Below are 20,304 nucleotides of genomic sequence, written 5' to 3' on the forward strand. Positions count from 1 at the left end.
CCCCCGGTCAGTCGTCGCTTTCTTTGTTGTCGACGCGGTAGCTGAAGCTGAAGCCGAAGCCCTGGAACAGCACCACGTCGGCCAGTTGCCGGGACAGCTCGGCGGCGCTGGCCAGCTTGGTCTTGGGCACGTAGAGCATGTCTTCGGGCTGCAGGTAGGCGAGCTTCTGGGTACCACCGGACAGCGCCTGGTCGACGTCGTAGTTGACCGCGTGCACGGTGTTGCCTTCACGGCGCATGATCACCACCGAGCCGAGCTTGGCCTTGAGGGTCGGGCCGCGGGCCAGGGTCAGCGCTTCGAGCACCGATATTGGGCGGCGGATCTGGAAGGCGCCGGGCTGGCCGACTTCGCCGAGCACATAGATCTCGTTGGCGGCGGTGGACTTGAGCAGCACGTCCACGCTCATGCGTCCGGGCAGGGTGGCGTAGCGCTCGTTGAGGTAGTCGCGCAGCTGGTTGACGGTCATGCCCTGCAGCGGCACCGAACCGATTTCCGGGAAGGTGGCGCGGCCGTCGTTGCCCACGGTGATGTCGCGGCTCATGCCGGTGCCGGGGTGGTTGAGGGCGTTCTTCAGGTTGACCTCGTCGGTCATTGGGCTGATCACCCGCACGGTGACCTGGTCACGGTTGGGCTTGAACACCCGCTTGTCCTGGTAGGCCTGGCGGATGGCGCTCTCGGCCTCGCCGGGGGTCATGCCCTCGACGCGCACCGCGGCGTTGGTGCTGGGCAGGGTGATGCTGCCGTCGGGCTGCACCAGCTGGTTGCCGTTCAGGCCGCTGGCGGCCATGAAGTTCAGGTCCAGGGTGTCGCCGGACTGGATGCGGTAGACCCCGGCCGAACGGTTGCTGACGTGGAAGATCACCTCCAGCACGTCCTGCGGGCGCAGCACCTGCTCGCGGCGGGCGACTTCGGTGGCCTGGCTCTCGGCCGGTGGCGCGGTAAGGATCTGCACCGGCATCTGGCGGTCTTCCTGGCTGGCGCAGCCGGCCAGGGCCAGCACGCACAGGGCAATCGATGGGTATCTCATGGCGTTCATCCTGTGCGGCCTCTCAGAGATTTTCGTACAGCCACTTGGGCATGTAGTACTTGCGCTTGTTGAACACGCTGCCGATCAGTCGCGCGCCGGCCTGGGTCAGGCGTTGACTGGCGGCCTGGGCGACTTCCCAACGGGTCTCCTCGGCGCACACCACCAGGATCACGCCGTCGACCAGGGTGCCGATCACCAGGCTGTCGGCGCTGGCGTAGATGGCTTCGCCATCGATCACCACGAAGCGGTACTGGTTACTCAGCTGGTGCAGCAGCACGCGCAACTGCTCGTGGTCGAGGCGGTCGCGGCCGCGTTTCCAGGTGCCCACCGGCAGCACGTCGAACGGCTGGTCGGACAGGCGCACGATGCAGTCCTGGGCCAGCGGCGGGGTGTCCTGGTTGAACAGCAGGTCGCTGTAGCCGCGCAGCTTGCCCAGGCCCAGTTGCTGGCTGAGGCCGCCGGGGCTGAGGCTGGCGTCGATCAGCAGCACGTTGCCCGCGCTCATCAATGCCAGCTGGCTGGCAAAGGCCAGGGCGCTGGTACTGGTGCCGCTGCCGGTGTTGGCCGCGGTCAGCAGCAGGGTGCGCTGGTCGAGGTCGAGCACGGTGGAGGTCAGGTTGGTCTCGCTTGGGGTAGCGATGGTCAGACTTCTTGAGGATGAACCGTCCATCTCAGCTTGCTCCGTGGCCAGTGAACACTTTGAACGGGGTCTTGAGCAGGATCTTCAGGTCCAGCATCAGGCTCTGTTCGTTGATGTAGCTCAGGTCCAGCTCTACGCGTTGGTCGAAGTCGATATTGCTGCGCCCGGAGATCTGCCACAGGCCGGTCATGCCCGGGTAGATCGACAGCCGCGCCAGGTGGTTGTCGTGGTAGCGGTAGGCGTTGAACGAGGTGGGGCGCGGGCCGACCAGGCGCATGTCGCCGGTAACCACGTTGATCAGGTTGGGCAGCTCGTCCAGGCTGCTGCGGCGCAGCCAGCCGCCTATCGAGGTGATGCGCGGGTCCTTGTCGATCTTGAAGTCGATGGATTCGGCGCCGTGCTTGTTCAGGTGGCGCAGCGAGTCCTTGAGCGCCTCGGCGTTGGCCACCATGGTGCGGAACTTGTACATGCCGAAGGCGCGGCCCCGGTAGCCGGTGCGCTTCTGCACGAAGAACACCGGGCCCTTGCTCGACAGCTTGATCAGCAGCGCCAGCACCAGGAACACCGGCGACAGCAGCAGCAGCAGGGTCAGCGCGGCCAGGCACGACAGCACGCGGTTGGTCCGCGACAGCGTCCACGGGCGGCCCCCGGCACGGCCGGTCATCCAACCGCGGCCCTGCATGTGGATGGCGGCATCGATGCGCTGCCGGTGCGCCGGGTCCATGCGTTTGTCCTGGTACAGCGCCTGCAGTTGCGCGCTCTTGGGTTGTCCTGTCATACCGCCCTCCGCTGATCTGGCTGCTCGCCCGTGGACGCCGCTTCGCTGGCGGCGGGCGAGTGGTAGCTCTTGAACCAGGCGACGAAGCGCCCGAGCCCTTCATCAAGGCCTATCTGTGGGGTGAAACCGGTGACCCTGGCCAGGGCGCTGGCGTCGGCGCAGGTGGCCAGCACATCGCCCGGTTGCAGCGGCAGCAGTTCGATCACCGCGTTGCGCTGCAGGTGTTTTTCCAGCAGGGCCAGGTAGTCGAGCAGCTCCACCGGGCGCTGCCCACCGATGTTGTACAGGCGCCAGGGCGCGTGGCTACTCGCCGGGTCCGGGTTGAGCGCGTTCCACTGCGGGTCGGCGACCGGGGGCAGGGGGATCAGCCGCACCAGGCTTTCGACGATGTCGTCGATGTAGGTGAAGTCGCGCTGGTGACGGCCATGGTTGAACAACTGGATCGGCCGGCCTTCGCTGATCGCCTTGGCGAACTGCATCGGCGACATGTCCGGGCGGCCCCAGGGGCCGTACACGGTAAAGAAACGCAGGCCGCTGCAGGGGATGCCATAAAGGTGGCTGTAGCTGTGGGCCATGGCCTCGTTGGCCTTCTTGGTGGCGGCATACAGCGACAGCGGGTGGTCCACCGGATCCTGCACCCGATAGGGCGTCTGCTGATTGGCGCCATACACCGAGCTGGACGAGGCGTACAGCAGGTGCTTGACCGGATGGCGGCGGCAACCTTCGAGAATGTTGAGAAAACCGGCCAGGTTGCTGTCCAGGTAGGCCTGCGGGTTTTGCAGCGAGTAGCGCACGCCGGCCTGGGCCGCCAGGTGCACCACCACCTCCGGACGCTCGCTGGCGAACAGCCGGGCCATGCCGTCGCGATCGCCCAGGTCCAGGCAGTGCAGCGGGAAGTCACCGACTGTCTGCCGTACCCAGTGCACACGGGCATGCTTGAGCGCCGGTTCGTAGTAGTCGTTGAAGTTGTCCAGCCCCACCACCTGGTGCCCCTCGAGCAACAGCTGGCGGCAGGTGTGGGCGCCGATGAAACCGGCCGCGCCGGTGACCAGCACCTTCATGGCGCATCCACCTGTGGGGCGACCTGGCGCAGGCCGATGCCGCTGTAGTGCAGGCCATGGGCGGCAACCTGCTCGGGGTTGTACAGGTTGCGCCCGTCGACGATCACCCGCTCGCGCAGCTTGCTGGCCAGCATCGAGAAGTCGACCACGCGAAAGTTCTTCCACTCGGTGCAGATCACCAGGGCATCGGCGTCCTGCAGGGTGTCGTCGCGGGTGGCGCACAGGTGCAGGTCGTCACGGTAGCCGTACAGGCGCCGGCACTCGTCCATGGCTTCAGGATCGTAGGCGCGCACGGTGGCGCCTTCAGCCCACAGGGCCTCCATCAGGTAGCGGCTGGGGGCCTCGCGCATGTCGTCGGTATTGGGCTTGAAGGCCAGGCCCCACAGGGCGATGGACTTGCCGGCCAGGCCCGCCAGGCGCTGCTTGAGCTTGGCGAAGAGGATGCGCCGCTGCTGATCGTTGACCTCGTTGACACTCTGCAGCAGGCGCAGCGGCATGCCGCTGTGGGCGGCGGTGTGCAGCAGGGCCTTGATGTCCTTGGGGAAGCACGAACCGCCGAAACCGCAGCCTGGATAGATGAAGTGGTAGCCGATGCGCGGGTCGGAGCCGATGCCGCGGCGCACTGCCTCGATATCGGCGCCCAGGTGCTCGCTGAGGTTGGCCAGCTCGTTCATGAAGCTGATGCGGGTGGCGAGCATGGCGTTGGCGGCGTACTTGGTCAGCTCGGCGCTGCGGTTGTCCATGAACATCAGCTTTTCGTGGTTGCGGCAGAACGGCGCGTACAGTTCTGCCAGCTGGTCATGGGCGACTTCGTCGAGGGTGCCGACGATGATCCGGTCCGGGCGCATGCAGTCGGCCAGGGCGCTGCCTTCCTTGAGAAATTCGGGGTTGGACACCACGCGCACCTGCAACTGGCCCTTGCCCAGGCGCTGCAGTTCGTCGCGGGCCAGGGCCATGACCTGGTCGGCAGTGCCCACCGGCACGGTGGACTTGATGATCAGGGTATGGTCGGTCTCCATCAGCGCGGCGATCTGCCGGGTGACGTTGAGCACATGGGTCAGGTCCGCGGAGCCGTCTTCGTCGGGCGGCGTGCCGACAGCGATGAAGATCAGCTCTGCGTGGCTGACCGCATCGCTGGCCTGGGTGCTGAACAGCAGGCGGCCTTCCTTGATGTTGTCCTCGAGCAGGTCCGACAGGCCCGGCTCGCTGATCGGCGGCACACCCTGGCGCAACTGGTTGATCTTGTGGGTATCGACATCCACGCACAGGACCCTGTGACCGACGTCCGCCAGGGCTGCTGCCTGTACCAGTCCGACATAACCGGTGCCAAAAACGCTCACGTCCATGCGCGGTGCCTCGTATGGATGAGTAAGGGAGATGAAACAGTGGTGTGAATTGGGTATAGCTCAGCCCGGTGGATTTGCGTCAAAGCAATGGCATGTTTCGTCGAATTTACAGACCCTGACGAAACGGGCGTTCTGCCACCAACCCGTTTCCAATCCGTGTGTTAGCGCGCATAGCTAGTGGCAATTGGCCGTTCGACGAACCGATGAACGGTTGGACGCACCGAAATAAGCGGGTTGCAGACGATAGGGAGAATCAACAACAACTTGCGGCAGGTGCCAGATTCTGGTGTCGGTATGTCGTCGGAATTTTGACTTTTTTGCGTTGTAGTTTGTTTCACAGCTGCTACGGTTTGAAGAGATTCCCATGACCGGAGTGGCCGAAACATGCGCGGATGGATCAAGCTTTTGCTGTTGCTCGTCTATCTGGCCAGCTTTCATGCCTATTACCGCGAGCGCATAGAAGCACTGGGTATTGGCCTGCCACTGGTGCTGTACCTGGGGATGTTCGCTGTATTGGCTCTGGCCCTGCTGCTGGCCGCGTTCAGCCGCCCCGGCTGGCTGCGCTGGTCGCTGGCGCTGGCGTTCACGGTCAGCGCGATCTTCCTCGACGCTTATAACCGCATCACCGACTCCTACCTGACCTATAGCGCATTCGTGTCCATGGTCTATGCCGGCGGTTTCGTCCAGGAGGCCCTGCAGCAATATCACTACGCTATTACCCTGGCCGCGGCACGGGCGCTGTTGCTGCTGTTTGGTCTTGGCTTGCGCCCGGGGCCGACCCCTCGGCTACCGTGGCTGTTGCCACCCGTGGCGCCGGTGCTGGGTCTGCTGGCGCTGATCGCCATCCTGTTCGTGCGCGCCGGCGAGGGCGCCCGCGGGCTGCCGGTGATGTACACGCCGCTGGCCTACCTCAGCCTGTTCGGCTACGAGACCCTGCACGATCATGTCGGGCCGCGCCAGCCAGTGACCCTGGCCCAGGCGGGGCCGGCGATGGCGCGGGATATCGTGCTGCTGATCGACGAGAGCATCTCGGGCAACTACCTGGACCTGAACACCCCGGCCGGGGTCACCAGCCACCTGGGCCAGGCCCAGCCTGGCGTGTCCATCGTCAACTTCGGCTATGCCGCGTCCATCGCCAACTGCAGTGCCGACACCAACGTCACCCTGCGCTATGGCGGAACCCGCACCGATTACCTGCGCATCAACTCGACCCAGCCGTCGATCTGGCAGTACGCCAAACGCGCGGGCCTGGGAACGGTGTATATCGATGGCCAGCGCACCGGCGGCAACCTGCAGAACCTGATGACCGAGACCGAAAAGCGTGATATCGACCAGTTCATCCAGTTCGACGACACCCCCGTGGTGCAGCGCGACATGGCGGCGCTGGAGCGCCTGGTGGCGCTGCTCAAGGATGGCAGGCCGCAGCTGATCGTGGTGAACAAGGTCGGCGCCCACTTCCCGGTGCATGACAAGTATCCGGATGACTTCCTCAAGTACCAGCCCGCCTTGCCTCGGGGGCGTTACGTCGATATCGCCGACACCGGCACCCGCGATGGATTCGATGGCCGTCCGCAGGACTGGGTGTTGTATCGCAACGCCTACCAGAACACCGTGCTGTGGAATGTCGGCGAATTCTTTCGCCGGCTGTTCGCCGAGGGTGATCTCAGCCAGGCCGTGGTGCTCTATACCTCCGACCATGGCCAGGACCTGCATGAGCGCGGCAATCCTGGCCTGAACACCCATTGCGACAGCGATCCTGTGCCGGAAGAGGGCCTGGTGCCATTGGTGGTGATCCAGGGCGAGGGCCTGCGCACGCTGGACTGGCAGGCCCATCTGCAGGCCAACCGCAACGCCTCCAGCCACTACAACCTGTTCCCTACGCTGCTTAAGCTGATGGGCTATGACGGCACGGCCGTGAGCGCGCTCTATGGCCGTTCGCTGGACATGCCGACCGACGACCCATTCACCTTCAACGTGCGCTTCAATGCGCGGCTGGGGGCCAAGCCGGACTTCCGCCATATCGACCTGGGGCAGGTGGTCACGCCCGCCAGTGTCCTGGCGGGGCAACCGATGCCGGTAGGCAAGGCGGACTGACGTCAGAAGTCGATACTGGCGGACACCTGCACGGTACGCGGCGCACCCAGCCCCAGGCTGGTAAGCAGCGGCATGCCCCAGTAGGCCTTGTTGGTCACGTTCTCCACCGTGCCGCGCAAGGTCACCGGGTGGTCGGCCACCTGCAGCCGGTAGCGGGCGCCGACATCGTAGATGGTGTAGCCGGGAATCGACTGGCTGTTGTCGCTGCTGATGTACTGCTTCGACACGGCGTTGGCGTTGGCGGTCAGGGTCAGGCCATCGAGCAGCGGGGTATCCCATTCCACGCCCAGCTTGCCCTGCAGTTTCGGCTGGCCGGTGGCGGTCTTGCCTTCATCCGAGCCGCTGGCGGCCTTGGTCACCTTGGGGTCCAGGCGAGCCACGCCGCCCATCAGGCGCACGTCGGTCAGCGGTGTGCCGAAGAAGCTCCACTCGAGCCCGCGGTTGCGCTGTTCGCCGCCGAAGGAGAACACTCTGGTTACCGGGTCGGTGAAGCTGCTGGGGCGTTCGATCTGGTACAGGCTCAGGGTGTGGGCGAAGTCGCCAAGGTCGAGCTTGACGCCGACTTCTTTCTGCTTGGACTTGTAGGGGGCGAAGACTTCGCCGCGATTGGCCGTGTTGAACGGCGCGATGGCGCCCTTGCTCAGGCCCTCGATGTAGTTGGCGTACAGCGACACCTTGTCGGTGACCTTGACCAGCACTGCCGCCGCCGGGGTCGTGGCGCTCTCGTTGTAGCGCGTGGTATGCGCGCCGTTGCTGACGTCGAAACTGTCGGTCAGCACCTGCTGGCGACGCACGCCCAAGGTGAGTTGAAGACGCTCGTCGAGGAACGACAGGGTGTCGGCCAGGCCGTAGCTGCTCAGGCGCGACTCGGTATGGGAGATCGGCGGGTAGCTCCTGGCGGCCTCCGGTCCCCAGACAGGGTGGTAGATGTTGTTGATCCACTCGGCCCCCGGGACGTTGCGTCGGCCATAATCGTGCTGCTTGTCCGAGTAGTGCGTGGCGTTGAGCGACCATTGGTGACCGACACCGAACGTGTCGAAATGGCCGCGCAGGCCGGCCTCGCCCGAGGTCTTCTTGAGGTCGATCTTCAACTGGCCCATGTTCGTCTCCATGTCTCCAGCGGTGTTGAACACCTCGGCGAGCATGGTGCCACTGTAGGCATAGTCGGTCTTGCTGGTACCGGCCGCGGCATAGGCCATGAGGTTGTCGTTGAGGTCGTACTCGCCGCGCACGATCACGCCCTTGTCGCGGGTCTGGACGAAGCCCCAGTCCGGGTTGAGCAAGGTCTCGGACTTCGGCGGCCGGGGCACTGGCACGCCTGCGGCCAGGCCGATGCCGCGGTTCTGGCCCCTGACCCGGTCCTCGCTTTCGTACAGGTCGGCGGACAGGCGCGCCCGCTCGCCGCGCCAGTCGAGGCCCAGGGCGTTGAGCTCGGCCTTCATGCGCTGATGGTCGGTCGCGGTGTCGCCGTCGCGATAGACACTGTTGAAGCGCACGCCGAACTGCTGCTGCTCGCCGAAGCGGCGGCCGACGTCGAGGTGCCCGCCGAACTGCGCGTCGGACATGTAGGTGGTGGTGATCCGGGTCAGCGGTTCGGCGCCGGCGCGCTTGGGCACCAGGTTGATGCTGCCGGCCACCGAGCCGCCCGGCGGCATGCCGTTGAGCAGGGCGGACGGGCCTTTGAGCACCTCGATGCGCTCGTACATCTCCGGCGAGATCCGGTAGTAGGGCGCCATGCCGTACAGGCCGCCGATGCTCACATCGTTGATGTTGGAGTTGAATCCGCGGATCGAGTAGTTCTCGCTGTAGGTGCCCTTCAGGCCGTTGCTGAAGACTGCGGGGTCGGTCGCGGCGATCACGTCGGTGACGGTCTGGGCCTGGGTGTCCTGGATGTACTGGTCGGTGTAGCTGATGGTGCTGAACGGCGTCTCCATGAAATCCTTGTTGCCCAGCAGGCCGACCCGGCCACCCGAGGCCACCTGGCCGCCGGCGTAGGCGGGAGGCAGTGCGCTCGGGGCGTCGAGGTCGCCTTCGACCCGGGTCTCGGTCAGCTCGAGGCTGCCGCTGGCCTGGTCTTGGCGGGATTTTTCCACTTCCTCGGCCCGTTCCACGGTCTGCGCCGCGGTCACGCTCATGGAGGCACCGCCCAGGCCGAGCAACAAGGCCATGTGCACGGCGGCGAAGGTGCGATTGAGGTCGAAGTGGGGCACAGCCGGCTGCTGCGCCGGGCTGACACGCTGTTGCGACATGCTGGATTCCTTTCGATTCGCAAGTGAGTGAAGGCATTCACTAGGCTTTCCGACCCAGTACGGTAAAACCTCAATGCAAATCATTAACATCCAGCGGCGCAGCTGACGATCAGCCGGGCAGGGTCAACTGGCGATGAGGATATCCTCGAAGAACGCCCCGACCGGTTCGCTGGGATGGCACAGCTGGATTTCCAGCACCCAGACCATCTCCCCCGGCACGATCTGCAGGTCGGCCAGCTTCTCCTGCCCGTACAGGACATGGGGGAAGTCGGCGATGCGATGCCCGGCCAGGTTGCGCTCCAGACACCAGCCCTTGGCCTGGGCACTGCGCTCGGCGACGTTGTACAGCTCGCGCCCGGTCAGTCCGCGGCGCCAGGCCAGGCGCGTCTCGTCGAACACGGCATGCAGCGCTTCGACGCAGGCGTGGTGCAGGGGGCGGTCGCCGAACACGAAGGTATCCCCATAATCGCCCTCGTAGCCGTCCCATACCGGGCCGAGATCGACCACGGCGATATCGCTGGCGCGCAGCCTGCGCTGCGGGTCGATGCCCTGGCGTGGCGTGCGCACGGTGTCGTCGCCGAAGCGGATGTAGGTCGGGTGCCAGGTGTGCGAGGCGCCCATGGCCCGCAAGGTGCGCTCGGCCATGGCCAAGGCCTGGGCGGTGGTCATGCCGACTTCCAGCTGGCTGGCGATGGCGGCCAGGGCCCGTACCGTCTGTTCGCGGGCGGCGAGCATGCCGTCCAGCGAGTAGCGCGGGCCGACTTTCTCCAGTTGCGGGTCCAGTGCCGTCGACGGCAGCGCTGCGCCGCTGGGCACGAAGGCCTCGGCGATGAAGCGATGGGCCTGCACGCCTGCGCCAAGGCATTGCTCGCGGACCTGCTGGATCATCGTGCCGTTGCCACAGGCGTAGACCTGGGTATAGGCCCAGCGATGCGCCTGGGCCAGCGCCACCTGCTGCACGCGGGCCTGGGTGGCCAGGACCGGATGCCAGCGAAACCGAGGGTGCGCCTGGCTGCACTGGTCGAGGAACGCACGGTCGTAGAAATCGGCCGGCGAGGCACCGCCCCAGTACAGCGTGACATCGGCATCGCGTGCCAGGGCCGTCAGCAGCAGAGGCTTGATGCCGGCATAGCCGGTTCCGGTGGCGAACAGTACAACGGGGCGTTCATCTTCATGTTGCCAGGTGCAGGCCCCCACCGGGCCTTCGAGGTTCAGCACGTCGCCTATGCCGAGTGATGGCAGCAGGTGCTCGGAAAACAGGCCGCCAGCGACCTTGCGGATATGAAACAGCATCCGTCCCTGGTCCTGCGCCGGCAGGTTGGCGATGGAGAAACAGCGGCTGTCACCGTTGTCGAGGCGGAACCTGAGGTACTGGCCGGCACGTACCTCGACGGGCTGTTCGGGTTGCAGCACCAGCTCGGTGATATCGACGCTCAGGGAGCGCTTGTCCAGTACCCGCGCGCTGAAGGCCAGCGTCGGCGTGTCCAGTGACCAGCCGGGAATCGCCAGGCGCATGTCGCCGCAAGCGTGGCTCTGGCACAGCAGCAGTTCGTCGGCGGCCAGGGGATAGGAGGGCGCGGGCGTATCCGCGTCGCGCAGCCTGTCGCGATACTGGCCGGCGACCACCTTGACCTTGCACGAGCCGCAGGCGCCGCGACGGCACGAGAAGGGCACGGCAAGGCCACTGGCGAGCATGGCGTCGAGCAGCAGCTCGTCGCCGGCCTCGAAGGTTCTGCCCGAGGGCGACAATTCAATGACATGGTGGTTGGGCATGGCGATCTCGCGGCAGTGGGAGCGGTGATTGTTGCGGTAGACTTGGACCAGGAAAACCTCCAGTTTTGGATAATTCACATGGTCCAGTTACGCAAATGGCGGCCGTTGCTCAACCTGGACGGGGGCGAGCCGCAGGCCTCCTATCGAAAGATCGTCGAAGGACTGGTCAGCGCGATCAGCGATGGCCGCCTGCTTCCCGGAACCCCCTTGCCGGGTACCCGGGACATGGCGCAACTGCTCGACGTCAATCGCAAGACGGTGATCCTTGCCTACGAGGAAGCGGCGACCAAGGGCTGGCTGTACAGCGTGCCGCGCCGGGGAACCTTCGTCAGCCAGCAGCTCGCCGCGCAGGCGACGCCGGCGCGCCAGGTGGCGCAGCCATTCGCTCCGAAATTGCGCGATGCGCCTGCCACTGAGTATTTCGCGGCGAGCGAGCAGGCAACGGCGTGGCACCAGCGCCCCGGGGCGCTGTTCTTCGACAATGGCGCCTGTGACCATCGCCTGTTGCCCCAGGCGGTCCTGCACCGTTACTACCGCAAGGCCCTGCGTCACAGCTTCGCCACCAATACCGTGCGCCATGGCAGCGACGGCAGCGGCCATCACCTGCGCCGGGTGCTGGCGGACATGCTGCGCCAGGAGCGCGGGCTGAACGTGGGGGCCGAGCACATCTGCCTCACCCAGGGCACGCAGATGTCGCTGTACCTGGCCGCCAGCGTGTTGCTCAGGCCCGGTGACGTGGTGCTGGTGGAGCGGCTGAGCTATCCGCCGGCCTGGGAGATCTTCCGCCAGCTGGGTGCCCGGCTGGAGACCGTGGACCTGGACGAGGAGGGTTGTCGCGTCGAGCAGATCGAGGCGCTGTGCCGGCTGCATCCGGTGCGCTTTCTGTATGTCACGCCCCACCACCAGTTTCCCACCACCGTCAGTTTGCGCGCCGGTCGCCGGCGGCAGTTGCTGGAACTGGCGCGGCGCCATGACTTCTGCGTGATCGAGGAGGACTACGACCACGAGTACCACTTTGCCGGGCGGCCCTACCTGCCGCTGGCCAGTGATCCCCTGCAGCGCCATGTGATCTATGTCGGCTCGTTGTCCAAGTCGCTGGGCAGCACCTTCCGTTGCAGCTTCATCGTCGCACCGCCGGCGGTGACCGAGACGCTGAGCCGCACTGCGGCGCTGAGCCTGGGGCAGGGTGATGCGGTGATGCAGCGGATGCTCGCCGACCTGATCGAGGCTGGTGAGCTGAGGAAACACCTGCGGCGAGTGTCCAGGGAATACCGGCGCCGCCGGGATATGCTGCTGGGCTGTCTGCGCGAAGCCTTTGGCGAGCGCATTGCGGTGCAGGTGCCGGAGGGCGGGTTGGCGCTGTGGGTGAGGTTTGCCCCGTCGATCAATGTGGATCGGCTGGTGGTCGAGGCGCTGCGACTGGACCTGGTGGTGCGTGCCGGCCGGCAGTTTTCACCCGCCGGCCAACCCGAGAATGCCCTGCGCCTGGGGTTCGCCTCGCTGGATCCGGACGAGATCCGCCAGGCCGTGCAGCGTCTGGCCCAGGCCGCGAAGGCGGTGGCTGACTGAAGCCTGCTACTGCAGCGCGCCCTGTTCCTGAGCCGGTGCGCCGAACGAGACGTAGTAGGCCAGGCCGACGAAGATCGCCCCGCCCACGGCATTGCCCAGGAACACCGCCGCCAGGTTTTCCAGCAACTGCCACCAGCTCAGGTAGCCGGCAAAGATCGCCGCCGGGATCAGGAACATGTTGGCCACCACGTGCTGGAAGCCGATGGCGACGAAGGCCATGATCGGGAACCAGATGCCGAGGATCTTGCCGCTCATCTCACGGCTGGCGTACGACAGCCACACCGCCAGGCACACCAGCCAGTTGCAGCCGATGCCGGAGACGAAGGCATGCAGGAAATCGGCGCTGACCTTGCTGGTGGCGCCCGCCAGGGTCTTGCCCAGGTACGGCCCCTCGGTCAGTCCGAGCAGATGGCCGAAGCAGTAGGCGACGAACAGCGCGCCCAGCAGGTTGGCCAGGGTCACCAGGGCCCAGTTGCGCGCCACCGCCCACAGGCGGATACGCCCGGCGAACATCGCCAGGGGCAGGCTCATCATGTTGCCGGTAAGCAGTTCGCCCCCGGCCAGGATCACCAGGATCAGGCCGATGGGAAACACCGCTGCGCCCAGCAGGGTGCCGAACGAGGCCCATGGTGTGGGGATCATGGTGCTGACGTGGATCGCCAACAGGAAACCCAGGGAGATGAACGCCCCGGCCAGGAAACCGAGGATCAGGGTGGCGCGGGTGGGTAGATGGGCTTTACGGGTGCCGGCTTCTATGACCAGCTCGGTGATCCGGGAGGGGGTATTCACAGACATTTCAACAACTCGAACGCAAGGACGACGGCTCAGGCCGTGGATCGGGGTTTGGCAGCAGCGGGGAAGGCTTCGAAGCGGGCGGCACGTTAGCTGAGGCAATTTGACGCGGTCAAATCGATAGGCTGGATGAGGTGATAGATATCATCTATGAAGGGCGGGTGTTCAAGCGGGCTGTACTATATCAAAGCGAGCGTAATGGACGACCTGCAACCGACGCGCTTGAAAAGGCGGCGCGGGACGTGCAGTATTCAGCAAATTACATGGTACATGCCATGGTATGTAATGGTGGAGTGAGCAATGGCCCGCATAGGCATCGACAAGGCAGCTGTTCAGCAGGCGCGGCAGGCGCTGATGGCCCGGGGTGAGAATCCGAGTATCGATGCGATACGTATCGAATTGGGCAACACCGGGTCGAAGACCACCATCCACCGCTACCTGAAGGAACTCGATCGCCAGCCTGTGTCGCTGCTGGGCAACAGTACGACGCTGAGCGAACCGCTGGGGCGGATGGTCGAGCGACTGGCCGCGCAATTGCAGGAGGAAGGGCAGGCACGCATCGATGCCGCCGAGGCTGCCGCACAGGCCCATTGCGCGGCGATGCAGGCTGAGCTGCAACGGGTCCAGCGCGAACTGGCCGGCGCACTGCGCCAGGTCGAGACCCTGAGTGGCGCGCTGCACGTCGAGTCCGAACGCCTGGCCGCCAGCCAGGCCAGCCTGCAGGCCGAACAGTTGCGCAGTGCCGGTCTAAGCCAGTCCCAGGGCGAACTGCAGGCGCGCCTGGCTGACAAGGACGAGCAACTGCGCGTCAGCCTCGAACAGCGCCAGCAAGAGCAGCGCCGGAGCGAGACCCAGGTGCGCCAGTTGCAGGGCCAGTTGCAGACCCTGCAGCAGGGCGCCATCGCCCGCCAGGATGAGCTGACCCGCCTGCACCGCGACAATGAGCGCCTGCTGGCCGAGCAGCGCCAGGCGACGGCACAGAGCAGGTTGCTGGACGAGCAATTGCAGCAGCGTGACGCCCAGGTGCAAGGGTTGCGGGCGATACTGGCCCAGGCCCAGGGCGCCAATGACGAGATGCGTCGTCAGTTGGCGGCACGAAACTAGAGTGTTCCCATGGAACAAAACATACTTCTCTGATTTAACCGGGGCAGCGTGGGAGCGGGCTTGTCGGAACGCCGCACCGCCCGGATCACCGGCAGAGCCGGTGCCATACAGCGCACTACATCGCGGGGCAAGCCCGCTCCCACGCTGGAATGCTCAGGTCTGAAATACCCGTTGATGGACGCTTGCGCCGTTCGTTCAAGCGTCACGTTCAGGCACCAGGCAACACTCGCGGCTCCATCCATGACCGGAGCCTTCCATGCGCATCCTCTATGCCCCATGCTTCTTCCTCGGTTTCATCGGCACAGCCGTCTACCTGATCAACCTCGGCGCCGACATTCTCTGGCTGCTGCCCCTGCTCGGCGTGGCCATCCTGCTGTCGTTCACCTGCGAAGCGCTGTATCCGTACAAGCCTGCCTGGAGCGAGGCTGACGGGGAGGTCGGGCGCGATGGCTTGCACGCGCTGGTCAACGAAACCCTGAATGTCGCCAGCATCGCCACGATTCCACTGTTCGCCGGCTGGCTGCCGGCCAGCGGGCTGTGGCCCAGCCACTGGCCGGTGCTGTGGCAATTGCTGCTTGCCATACCCCTGGCCGACCTGGGCATCACCCTGGTGCACTACGCCAGCCACCGCAGCGCGCTGCTCTGGCGCCTGCACGCGGTGCATCACAGCGTGACCCGGCTGTACGGCTTCAACGGCCTGATGAAGCACCCGCTGCACCAACTGGCCGAGGCCCTCGGCGGTGTGCTGCCGTTGCTGTTGCTGGGCTTGCCGCAGGATATCGCGGCGCTGCTGGCCTTCAGCATCTCGGTGCAGTTGCTGCTGCAGCACAGCAATGTCGACATGCGCATCGGCGGCCTGCGCCATCTGTTCGCCTGGGCACCCGTGCACCGGCTGCACCATCTGAAGTACGGCACGCTGGGTGACGTCAATTTCGCCCTGTTCTTCCCGCTGTGGGATCGCCTGCTGGGGACCGCGCTGCATCTGCCTGGTTATGGGCTGGCCGATGACGACATTGGCATTGGTGATCGCCCGGACTACCCGCAAGCATACCTGGCACAGCTGCGTGAGCCGTTTCGCCCGGCAGCCACGGCGCAGCCGCCGGCACCACTGCCACGCGGCCTGCGCCAGGCCCTAGACCAGCGAATCTGAGCGCAGGTGGCGCAGGGCCTCGCTGGCGCGGATACCGAACTGCTGACGCAGGCTGCGTGAAAGGTGCGCCGAGTCGGCAAAGCCCGCGGCCATGGCTGCTTCGGTCAGGGAGGCGCCGGTCAGGGCTTGGCGCAGGGCTTGGCGCAGACGCTGCCACAGCACCAGGCGTCGTACCGACAGGCCGAGGCTGTCGCTGAACAAGCGTTCCAGCTGGCTGATCGACAGCGCGGCCTCCTGCGCCAGCGCCGTGGCAGGCAGACGCTGGTCGTCCAGCGCACGGATCCGCGTCAGTGCCCGGTTCAGGCGAGGGTCCAGCGAACGGCGCGGTGTCAGACGCAGTGCTTGGGCCAGACCGGGGATGCTACGGGGTGCCTGTTGGCAGACGTCGAGCAAGGTCTCCAGGGAAAACGCCAGAGGTTCGGCGAACAGAGTGATGCAAGGCGGCTGATGAGCGAGGATGGCGTGGGGCTGCAGCGACCCGATGGCCAGCAACCTGCCGCTGCGCTGCTCGCCCGCGATCTCAATGCACACCTTGCCCTCGAGGGGCAGCAGCACCTGGTGGGCATAGTGGGCGTGTGCACTGGTACGGCCCGGCGTGCCGAACAGCAGGCAATGGTCATCGGCCAGCCAGAGTCGACCTCGCCAAGCGCCGTCCTGTCGTTCGTTCATCCCTGCTTCCTATCCAAATTGGCCCATAAACACTCATGCGAGTGGATATCGTTCAAAGGCCGATTATGCTTGAGGTGACTTGCCGCGATCCGAGGCCGATGCCTCGTCGTGCTTCGCGCAGCCTGCAATGCCCTTGGGCCTGGGTGCGTGCTTTGGGATCTGCTGGAGCACTCCGGTCTACCACAACCAGACGGAGGCGACCCATGGCGGTCCTAGACAGCGCATCCACGGGCAGTAGCGCGCCCCAACGTGGCATCACCCGGGAGGAGCGCAAAGTCATCTTCGCCTCGTCCTTGGGCACCGTGTTCGAATGGTACGACTTCTACCTCTACGGATCACTGGCGGCGATCATCGCCAAGCACTTCTTCGCCGGGGTCAACGAGACCACCTCGTTCATCTTCGCCTTGCTCGCCTTCGCCGCCGGCTTTGCCGTGCGGCCATTCGGCGCCATCGTGTTCGGGCGCCTGGGCGACATGATCGGGCGCAAGTACACCTTCCTCATCACCATCGTGATCATGGGTATATCCACGGCGATGGTGGGGCTGCTGCCCAGCTACGCGACCATCGGCGTGGCCGCGCCGGTGATCCTCATCAGCCTGCGCCTGCTGCAGGGGCTGGCGCTGGGCGGCGAGTACGGCGGCGCCGCCACCTATGTGGCGGAACATGCGCCCAAGGGCAAGCGCGGCTTCTTCACCGCATGGATCCAGACCACCGCCACCCTTGGCCTGTTCCTCTCGCTGCTGGTGATCCTGGCCTGTCGTACCGCCATGGGTACCGAGGCGTTCGAGGCCTGGGGCTGGCGCATACCATTCCTGCTGTCGATCCTGTTGCTGGCGATCTCGGTGTACATCCGCCTGCAGCTCAACGAGTCGCCGGTATTCATGAAGATGAAGGCCGAAGGCAAGGCGTCGAAGGCGCCGCTGACCGAGTCGTTCGCCCGCTGGGACAACCTCAAGGTGGTGATCATGGCGCTGCTCGGCGGCACCGCCGGGCAGGCGGTGGTGTGGTACACCGGGCAGTTCTATGCGTTGTTCTTCCTGCTGCAGACGCTGAAGATCGACCCGCAGACCGCCAACCTGCTGATTGCCGGTTCGCTGCTGATCGGCACGCCGTTCTTCATCGTCTTCGGCAGCCTGTCCGACCGCATCGGGCGCAAGAAGATCATCATGGCCGGCTGCATCATCGCCGCGCTGACCTACTTCCCGATCTTCAAGGCACTGACCGAGTACGGCAACCCGGACGTGTTCGTCGCCCAGGAGCAGAACCCGGTGGTAGTGGTGGCCGACCCCGGGCAGTGCGCGTTCCAGTTCGATCCGGTGGGCAAGGCCCGGTTCACCAGCTCCTGCGACATCGCCAAGAGCCTGCTGGCCAAACGGGCCATTCCCTACGAGAACGAGAAAGCCGAGCCTGGCAGCGTGGCGCAGATCCGCATCGGTGAGCGGGTGATCCCGAGCTTCGAGGGCAGCAGCCTGGCCGCGGCGGACCTGAAGACCCAGGGCGATGCCTTCACCGCCACCTTGACGGCGGCTCTCAAGGAAGCCGGCTACCCCGAGAAGGCCGACCCGGCGAAGATCCACTACCCGATGGTGTTGTTGCTGCTGAGCATCCTGGTGATCTACGTGACCATGGTCTACGGCCCGATCGCTGCCTGGCTGGTGGAGCTGTTCCCGGCGCGGATCCGCTATACCTCCATGTCGCTGCCATACCACATCGGCAACGGCTGGTTCGGCGGCTTCCTGCCGACGGTGGCCTTCGCCATGGTCGCGGCGACCGGGGACATCTACTACGGGCTGTGGTACCCGATCGTGATCGCGGTGATGACTGCGGTGCTGGGGATCTTCTTCCTGCCGGAAACCAAGGATCGCGACATCAACCACACCTGACCGCCCGCAAGCCCGCTCCACACGCTCGTGGGAGCGGGCTTGGCCCGCGATGACGGTTGATCAGTCGAAGTACCCACGCAAGGTAAATCGGTACCCGACATCCACCGCCGCCATCTGCGGTTTGGCATAGGTTCTCTTCAGCACGAACTCGATCGCCGGCTCGTACAGCCCGTCGCGCACCACGGCGCCCGCCAGCACCTCCACCGTGTACCAGCCGTTGTCCAGCTCGATGATCGGCCGGCCCGGCTCCTGGTAGCGCGCCAGCAGGTCGCCCAGGGTCTTGTTGGTGAAGTGCTGCAGGACGCGCCAGGTGAACAGCATCAGCGTACGGTTCTCGACCCGCAGCACATACCCCGCGCGACGATGCTTGAGACGGCTGCCGGGCTCCAGCAGTGCCGGCGTGCGCTCGTCGAGGGTGAACAGGATGCGATAAGGCAGGTTATCGATTCCGGCCAGGGGCAGGATCACCCCTTGCGCCACCGCCAGGTCGCCGCTGTCGGTGCTGGTGAAGGCGCGGGCGAGGTCGTCGGGCAGGTCGTGGTCTTCCTTGAACTGTTCGAGCAGTTGAACATCGCCAAGCAGGAAATAGTCGATCAGATCGTTGAGCACTTCACTGAATTCGTAGCGCATGGGTTGTCCTTGTTCTGGCTGCGCCGGGGGAAGCCAGCAATGTAGCAGCCTGCGGGGAATGCCACGCAGGTTTCAGGCGGACACTTGGCCGCTAATGCCGCTGGGCGATCTGGATCAGGTTACCGCAGGTGTCGTCGAACACGGCCACGGTGACAGGGCCCATGGCGGTGGGCGGCTGGGTGAACTTCACGCCGGCCTTGCACAGCCGCTCATACTCGGCCTGGATGTCGCGCACGCCGAACGAGGTGGCGGGAATGCCGTCCTGCTTGAGCGCGGCCTTGTAGGTCTTCGCCGCAGGGTGGGCGTCGGGCTCGAGCAGCAGTTCGACGCCGTTGGGGTCGTTGGGGGAGGTGAGGGTGAGCCAGCGGTGCTTGCCCATGGGGATGTCGTGCTTGGGTTCGAAACCCAGGACATGGTGGTAAAAGGCCTGGGCTTTGGCCTGATCGTCGACGAGGATGCTGGTGACCACGATCTTCATGCGTACCTCTCCGGTAATGCGCCGTTGCCTGAGTATAGAGAGTGTTTGCGCGGCCTCGGGTTGGGGCTTGTTGGCATCGCCAAGCTGCGAACGGACAGACGGTACAAATGCCTAATCCAAAAGTGATATCAGATCGCTTGCATGGCGCTTGGGCCGATCTATGCTCAGGGCATCCCGTGGATACAGGAGCCCCGGCCCATGTTCGAATACCATCGCAAGTCCGATCTGGTCGAAATCCAGCGCGCCCGGCAGGCCCTGGCGGGCATGGAGGCGAAGCTGGCCGCGATCAGCCGTTCCATGGCGATGATCGAGTTCGCGCCGGATGGCACGATCCTCGAGGCGAACGAGCATTTCTGCAAGACCATGGGCTACAGCGCCGACGAGATCCGCGGCAAGCACCACCGGATCTTCTGCGACCCGACCTACGCCAAGAGCGCCGAGTACCAGCAGCTCTGGCGCGAGCTGGGCGAGGGCAAGGCCATCAGCGGCACCTTCGAACGCCTGGACAAGGCCGGTCGCGAGGTGTGGCTGGAGGCCAGCTACATGCCGGTGATCGACGAGCGCCAGCAGGTCACCAGCGTGATCAAGGTGGCCTCCGACATCACCCGCCACGTGATCGAGGAGCATGAGAGCGAAAGCCTGCTCAAGGCCATTGGCCGCTCCATGGCGGTGATCGAGTTCACACCGGCCGGGCGGGTGATCAAGGCCAACCAGAACTTCCTCGACACCATGGGCTATCGCCTGGAGGAGGTGGTCGGGCGCCACCATGGGCTGTTCTGCCTGCCCCATGAGCGCGAGTCGGCCGAGTACCGCGACTTCTGGGCCTCGCTCAACCGCGGCGAGTACCATTCGCACCGCTTCGAACGCGTCAACAAGCAAGGCCAGACCGTGTACCTGGAGGCGTCCTACAACCCGATCTTCGACAACAAGGGCCGGTTGTACAAGGTGGTGAAGTTCGCCAGTGACATCACCCGTCAGATCAGCACCCAGCAGACCGCTGCCGATGCCGCCCACGCCAGCTCGATGCAGACCGACGCCTGCGCGCGCAAGGGCACCCAGGT

16 protein-coding genes and 1 pseudogene are annotated in these 20,304 nt (G+C 65.3%); 6 read left to right on the forward strand and 11 right to left on the reverse strand.

Features of this window, described 5'->3' with window-relative positions; genetic code table 11:
• Window positions 1-7 precede the first annotated feature (7 nt).
• From ACZ899_RS05330 to ACZ899_RS05350, 5 genes are read right to left on the reverse strand one after another with little or no spacing between them, the layout of a single operon-like run.
• A complete protein-coding gene (locus tag ACZ899_RS05330) occupies window positions 8-1,027 on the reverse strand; it encodes a polysaccharide biosynthesis/export family protein (RefSeq protein ID WP_203646320.1) in 1,020 nt (339 codons plus the stop codon).
• Between the two features lie 22 nt (window positions 1,028-1,049).
• Window positions 1,050-1,697, reverse strand: a complete 648-nt coding sequence (locus ACZ899_RS05335) for a CpsD/CapB family tyrosine-protein kinase (protein ID WP_050705462.1) — start codon at window positions 1,695-1,697, stop codon at window positions 1,050-1,052.
• A 1-nt stretch (window position 1,698) separates the two neighbouring features.
• Window positions 1,699-2,445, reverse strand: coding sequence for a sugar transferase (locus ACZ899_RS05340; protein WP_050705463.1), 747 nt, complete (start codon window positions 2,443-2,445; stop codon window positions 1,699-1,701).
• Entirely contained in the window at window positions 2,442-3,506 is a 1,065-nt protein-coding gene (locus tag ACZ899_RS05345; protein WP_234561477.1) for an NAD-dependent epimerase, read from the reverse strand. The genes ACZ899_RS05340 and ACZ899_RS05345 overlap by 4 nt, the downstream gene beginning before the upstream one ends.
• On the reverse strand, window positions 3,503-4,852 hold the full coding sequence (locus tag ACZ899_RS05350; RefSeq protein ID WP_234561478.1) for a UDP-glucose dehydrogenase family protein: 1,350 nt from the start codon (window positions 4,850-4,852) through the stop codon (window positions 3,503-3,505). Before ACZ899_RS05350 ends, ACZ899_RS05345 begins: the two co-directional genes overlap by 4 nt.
• A 384-nt stretch (window positions 4,853-5,236) precedes the next feature.
• Between ACZ899_RS05350 and ACZ899_RS05355 the strand changes: the two genes are divergently transcribed.
• Entirely contained in the window at window positions 5,237-6,946 is a 1,710-nt protein-coding gene (locus tag ACZ899_RS05355; RefSeq protein ID WP_234561479.1) for a sulfatase-like hydrolase/transferase, read from the forward strand.
• 2 nt (window positions 6,947-6,948) lie between these two features.
• Here the strand turns inward: ACZ899_RS05355 and ACZ899_RS05360 are convergent, their stop codons facing one another.
• Both ACZ899_RS05360 and ACZ899_RS05365 read right to left on the reverse strand, forming a co-directional pair.
• Complete coding sequence (locus tag ACZ899_RS05360; RefSeq protein WP_234561480.1) at window positions 6,949-9,195, reverse strand: TonB-dependent receptor; 2,247 nt, start codon at window positions 9,193-9,195, stop codon at window positions 6,949-6,951.
• Window positions 9,196-9,318: 123 nt separating this feature from the next.
• Window positions 9,319-11,046, reverse strand: a complete 1,728-nt coding sequence (locus ACZ899_RS05365) for a M24 family metallopeptidase (protein ID WP_234561481.1) — start codon at window positions 11,044-11,046, stop codon at window positions 9,319-9,321.
• Between ACZ899_RS05365 and pdxR the strand changes: the two genes are divergently transcribed.
• Window positions 11,047-12,537, forward strand: coding sequence for a MocR-like pyridoxine biosynthesis transcription factor PdxR (gene pdxR, locus ACZ899_RS05370; protein WP_234561482.1), 1,491 nt, complete (start codon window positions 11,047-11,049; stop codon window positions 12,535-12,537). It abuts the gene before it with no gap.
• A gap of 6 nt (window positions 12,538-12,543) precedes the next feature.
• Here the strand turns inward: pdxR and ACZ899_RS05375 are convergent, their stop codons facing one another.
• Window positions 12,544-13,332 carry a formate/nitrite transporter family protein gene (locus ACZ899_RS05375; RefSeq protein ID WP_234561483.1) on the reverse strand — a complete coding sequence of 263 codons (789 nt, stop codon included), beginning with the start codon at window positions 13,330-13,332 and terminating at the stop codon, window positions 12,544-12,546.
• Window positions 13,333-13,629: 297 nt separating this feature from the next.
• Here ACZ899_RS05375 and ACZ899_RS05380 point away from each other — a divergent pair, with 297 nt between their 5' ends.
• Both ACZ899_RS05380 and ACZ899_RS05385 read left to right on the forward strand, forming a co-directional pair.
• Window positions 13,630-14,433 carry a DNA-binding protein gene (locus ACZ899_RS05380; RefSeq protein WP_234561484.1) on the forward strand — a complete coding sequence of 268 codons (804 nt, stop codon included), beginning with the start codon at window positions 13,630-13,632 and terminating at the stop codon, window positions 14,431-14,433.
• A gap of 256 nt (window positions 14,434-14,689) precedes the next feature.
• The gene (locus ACZ899_RS05385; RefSeq protein WP_234561485.1) at window positions 14,690-15,583 is read left to right on the forward strand and encodes a sterol desaturase family protein; all 894 of its coding nucleotides are present in this window, start codon (window positions 14,690-14,692) and stop codon (window positions 15,581-15,583) included.
• Here the strand turns inward: ACZ899_RS05385 and ACZ899_RS05390 are convergent.
• Window positions 15,566-16,252 carry a helix-turn-helix domain-containing protein gene (locus ACZ899_RS05390; RefSeq protein ID WP_234561486.1) on the reverse strand — a complete coding sequence of 229 codons (687 nt, stop codon included), beginning with the start codon at window positions 16,250-16,252 and terminating at the stop codon, window positions 15,566-15,568. The genes ACZ899_RS05385 and ACZ899_RS05390 overlap by 18 nt on opposite strands.
• Window positions 16,253-16,455: 203 nt before the next feature.
• On the opposite strand from ACZ899_RS05390, the gene ACZ899_RS05395 reads away from it, so the two are divergent.
• The gene (locus tag ACZ899_RS05395) at window positions 16,456-18,135 is read left to right on the forward strand and encodes an MFS transporter (RefSeq protein ID WP_234561487.1); all 1,680 of its coding nucleotides are present in this window, start codon (window positions 16,456-16,458) and stop codon (window positions 18,133-18,135) included.
• A 60-nt stretch (window positions 18,136-18,195) separates the two neighbouring features.
• Here the strand turns inward: ACZ899_RS05395 and ACZ899_RS05400 are convergent, their stop codons facing one another.
• Complete coding sequence (locus tag ACZ899_RS05400; RefSeq protein WP_234561488.1) at window positions 18,196-18,765, reverse strand: hypothetical protein; 570 nt, start codon at window positions 18,763-18,765, stop codon at window positions 18,196-18,198.
• A 91-nt stretch (window positions 18,766-18,856) separates the two neighbouring features.
• Entirely contained in the window at window positions 18,857-19,243 is a 387-nt protein-coding gene (locus tag ACZ899_RS05405; protein ID WP_234561489.1) for a VOC family protein, read from the reverse strand.
• Between the two features lie 264 nt (window positions 19,244-19,507).
• On the opposite strand from ACZ899_RS05405, the pseudogene ACZ899_RS05410 reads away from it, so the two are divergent.
• Window positions 19,508-20,224, forward strand: a pseudogene (locus tag ACZ899_RS05410) (PAS domain-containing protein); the annotation flags it as partial.
• Window positions 20,225-20,304: the final 80 nt, after the last annotated feature.

It is taken from the genome of Pseudomonas sp. TE31087 (assembly GCF_057284075.1).

What these genes read in the sequence shown, in the direction of transcription:
- ACZ899_RS05330 (WP_203646320.1), bottom strand. Translation starts at nt 1,027, where the DNA reads ATGAGATACCCATCGATTGCCCTGTGCGTGCTGGCCCTGGCCGGCTGC.
- ACZ899_RS05335 (WP_050705462.1), bottom strand. Translation starts at nt 1,697, where the DNA reads ATGGACGGTTCATCCTCAAGAAGTCTGACCATCGCTACCCCAAGCGAG.
- ACZ899_RS05340 (WP_050705463.1), bottom strand. Translation starts at nt 2,445, where the DNA reads ATGACAGGACAACCCAAGAGCGCGCAACTGCAGGCGCTGTACCAGGAC.
- ACZ899_RS05345 (WP_234561477.1), bottom strand. Translation starts at nt 3,506, where the DNA reads ATGAAGGTGCTGGTCACCGGCGCGGCCGGTTTCATCGGCGCCCACACC.
- ACZ899_RS05350 (WP_234561478.1), bottom strand. Translation starts at nt 4,852, where the DNA reads ATGGACGTGAGCGTTTTTGGCACCGGTTATGTCGGACTGGTACAGGCA.
- ACZ899_RS05355 (WP_234561479.1), top strand. Translation starts at nt 5,237, where the DNA reads ATGCGCGGATGGATCAAGCTTTTGCTGTTGCTCGTCTATCTGGCCAGC.
- ACZ899_RS05360 (WP_234561480.1), bottom strand. Translation starts at nt 9,195, where the DNA reads ATGTCGCAACAGCGTGTCAGCCCGGCGCAGCAGCCGGCTGTGCCCCAC.
- pdxR (WP_234561482.1), top strand. Translation starts at nt 11,047, where the DNA reads ATGGTCCAGTTACGCAAATGGCGGCCGTTGCTCAACCTGGACGGGGGC.
- ACZ899_RS05375 (WP_234561483.1), bottom strand. Translation starts at nt 13,332, where the DNA reads ATGTCTGTGAATACCCCCTCCCGGATCACCGAGCTGGTCATAGAAGCC.
- ACZ899_RS05380 (WP_234561484.1), top strand. Translation starts at nt 13,630, where the DNA reads ATGGCCCGCATAGGCATCGACAAGGCAGCTGTTCAGCAGGCGCGGCAG.
- ACZ899_RS05385 (WP_234561485.1), top strand. Translation starts at nt 14,690, where the DNA reads ATGCGCATCCTCTATGCCCCATGCTTCTTCCTCGGTTTCATCGGCACA.
- ACZ899_RS05390 (WP_234561486.1), bottom strand. Translation starts at nt 16,252, where the DNA reads ATGAACGAACGACAGGACGGCGCTTGGCGAGGTCGACTCTGGCTGGCC.
- ACZ899_RS05395 (WP_234561487.1), top strand. Translation starts at nt 16,456, where the DNA reads ATGGCGGTCCTAGACAGCGCATCCACGGGCAGTAGCGCGCCCCAACGT.
- ACZ899_RS05400 (WP_234561488.1), bottom strand. Translation starts at nt 18,765, where the DNA reads ATGCGCTACGAATTCAGTGAAGTGCTCAACGATCTGATCGACTATTTC.
- ACZ899_RS05405 (WP_234561489.1), bottom strand. Translation starts at nt 19,243, where the DNA reads ATGAAGATCGTGGTCACCAGCATCCTCGTCGACGATCAGGCCAAAGCC.